The organism is Dietzia sp. CW19, from assembly GCF_014145265.1.
Classification (GTDB): Bacteria; Actinomycetota; Actinomycetes; order Mycobacteriales; family Mycobacteriaceae; genus Dietzia; species Dietzia natronolimnaea.
In genome coordinates this window covers 1-2,824 of sequence record NZ_JAALEE010000103.1, presented here as the reverse complement: position 1 = coordinate 2,824, position 2,824 = coordinate 1, and the positions used below count along the sequence as shown (strand labels likewise).

The window sequence follows — 2,824 nt, the reverse complement described above, 5'->3', positions numbered from 1 at the left end:
CCTGGGTATTCGGCGCGCTGCCGCCCGGTGCGTACCGGATACATTGGAGGTCGTGTCCTTCTCCCGCCGGCTCCGTCTGACGGTCGCCGCATCGGTCGTGGGGCTGGTGCTGGCCGGGTGCGGCGCCGACGAGTCTGCGGAACCCGTCGCCGCCCCCGCCGCCGCCGACTCCTCCGCCGCACCCCCCGCCCGTGCCGAGCTGACCCCGCCGCCCGCGCCCCGGTGTGAGTCGCCGCTGGACTCGCTGACCCCACGCCAGCGGATCGCGCAGCTGTTCACCGTGGGCGTGAGCTCGATGGCCGACGCCCGCCACGCGGTGGAGCAGTACGGCGTCGGCGGAATCTTCCTCGGCGGTGACGTCGTCGGGGAGGTGGTCTCCGGCGACGACCTTGCCCGACTGCAGCAGGACACGGAGCTCCCGCTGTTGGTGGCGATCGACGAGGAGGGCGGGCGGGTGTCCCGCATCGCCCCCTACGCCGGGCCGATGCCGTCCGCCCGGGTCATGGCCGCCACGATGAGCCCGGAGGAGGTCCGCGCGGCTGCTCGGGACCGCGGAGAGTTTCTCCGCGGGATGGGCGTCACCGTCGACTTCGCCCCCTCCGTCGATGTATCCGACCAGCCGGACGGGGCCGTGATCGGCGACCGGTCCTTCTCTCCGGACCCGGCCCGCGTGGTCAGCTACGCGCGCGCCTTCGCCGCCGGCCTCGCGGACGCCGGGGTGACGCCGGTGTTCAAGCACTTCCCCGGCCACGGCCGTTCGTCGGGGGACAGCCACTACGAATCGGTGACCGTCCCACCGCTGGACCAGCTCCTCCCCCACGACCTCCGGCCGTTCTCCGAACTCGCCAGGACCCCCGGCGCCGGGATGATGCTCGGGCACCAGCAGGTACCCGGCCTCACGGGGATCGACCGGCCCGCCTCGCTCTCCCCGGCCGCCTACCGGCTGTTGCGCGAGGGCCACGGATACGGGGCCCCGCCCTTCGACGGCGCGATCTTCACGGACGACCTGTCAGGGATGCGCGCCGTCACGAACGACTTCCCACTTCCCCGAGCCGTGACCGAGTCGCTCATCGCCGGGGCCGACTCCCCGCTGTGGATCACCACCGCCGGGATCCCCGAGGCTCTCGACTCCGTTGAACGCGCCATTGCCGAGGGCGCACTGACCAGGAACGACCTCCACCGCTCCCTGGCCCGGATGGCCGCCCTCCGCGGGATCCCCGGTTGCCTGAGCTGGCCGGCCACCGGGCAGGTGGCGCAGGCGGGGTCGCTCGCCGCCCCCGTCCCCGACCTCCCGCACCGTGGTGCTCCGCCCGGCCTACCCGTTCTGCCCGGATAGCCGGAACCGCAGGGCCCGCTCAGTCCGCCGGGGTGACCCCGCGCCCGGAACGTCAGGTCACCGTCTCGCGCGTCCAGACTCCGGAGCTGCCACGCCGGTGCGAATCCGTCAGGTGCGTGTCGACCACCCCGATGGCCTCCATCAACGCGAACACCGTCACCGGCCCCACGAAGCTGAATCCCCGCCGCTTGAGATCCTTGGCCAGCGCCTCCGACTCCGGGGATCGGCTGGGCACCTCATCCATGGTCCGGGGCTGCGGTGTCTGTTCCGGCCGGTACGACCAGATCAGTTCCCCGAGACCGCCCTCGGTCCTCAGCGCGATCACGGCCCGGGCATTGGTGACCGCCGCGTCGATCTTGCGTCGATTGCGCACGATCCGCTCGTCGGCCATGAGCCGGGCGACGTCGGCGTCCCCGAAGCCCGCGACCGCATCGGGCGAAAACCCGGCGAACGCCTCCCGGAACGCCGGACGCTTGCGCAGGATCGTCACCCAGCTCAGGCCGGACTGGAAGCCCTCCAGGACGAGCCGCTCGAAGAGCCCCGCCTCGTCGCGGACCGGCATCCCCCATTCGGTGTCGTAGTACTCCCGCAGCAGCGGGTCCCGTGCCGCCCAGGGCGGGCGCCTCAGCCCGTCCTCGCACAGCACGGTCCCGGCGCCGGTGGTCCCGGCACCGGTGGTCACTGCGGCGGTGCCGGTCGTAGCGGCGGTGGAATCCTGGGTCTGCATGTGGTCTCCCGAGTTCATCCGAGCACCCGTGTGGTGATCACCGTCACCATAGGATCCGGCTACGACAGCACCCCGGTGAGCTGGGTGATCCGCACCGCCGCCAGAGCGAGCAGCGCCAGGCCCACCACCAGGGTGAGCGCGCGCCCGGCCACGCGGCCGTAGGACAGGAACCGGTCGATGCGGCGGGTGGCCGCACCGATCCCGCCCGAACGAACTCGTGCCAGCGCGATGATCAACGCCGTGCTCGGCAGGATCGCGATGATCGCGAAGAACAGGATCTGCAGCAGCTTGGACCACCACGGGGACTCGGCGAACGAGATGAGGACCATCCCGGCCGCGAACGGCGCCGACGTGGCCGACTGGATGATGCCCAGCACGACGCCGGTGACCATGATCCCGAACTTCTGCAGAACGTTCTGGGTGAGCGGCGCCTCGACGCTCTCCTCCTTGGCCTCCGCGGGCTTGCGCAACCCCATGACGGTGATCACCAGACCGATGAGACCCAGGGCCACCATCGCCCAGAGGTTGTGGAACAGACTGCGGACGAACTCCTGGTTGTTGCCGATCACCCACACCGACACCAGCGAGAGGAGCACGATGCCGCAGAACGCACCGCCGGTGAACCGCGCGGCCCGGGGCGCGAAGGGCACGCCACGCCCGGCCGAGGTCAGCCACAGCCCCGCGATCACAGCGAAAGCCAGAAGGTTGACCGAATCGATCGCCGCGAATCCCAGCAGGCTGAGGTAGTACTGCACCGCCGA

Annotated in this window: 3 protein-coding genes; 1 reads left to right on the top strand and 2 read right to left on the bottom strand. The window is 71.4% G+C overall.

Annotation, left to right across the window (positions count from 1 at the left end):
- A partial coding sequence (locus G6021_RS03755) for a glycoside hydrolase family 3 N-terminal domain-containing protein (RefSeq protein ID WP_347238909.1) occupies nt 1–1,336 on the top strand: 1,336 nt, incomplete at its 5' end.
- A gap of 52 nt (nt 1,337–1,388) precedes the next feature.
- Here G6021_RS03755 and G6021_RS03750 read toward each other — a convergent pair.
- Both G6021_RS03750 and G6021_RS03745 read right to left on the bottom strand, forming a co-directional pair.
- On the bottom strand, nt 1,389–2,063 hold the full coding sequence (locus tag G6021_RS03750; RefSeq protein ID WP_241730802.1) for a DNA-3-methyladenine glycosylase I: 675 nt from the start codon (nt 2,061–2,063) through the stop codon (nt 1,389–1,391).
- A 59-nt stretch (nt 2,064–2,122) separates the two neighbouring features.
- Nucleotides 2,123–2,824: hypothetical protein (locus tag G6021_RS03745; protein ID WP_241736413.1), on the bottom strand; the 702-nt coding region annotated here is incomplete at its 5' end.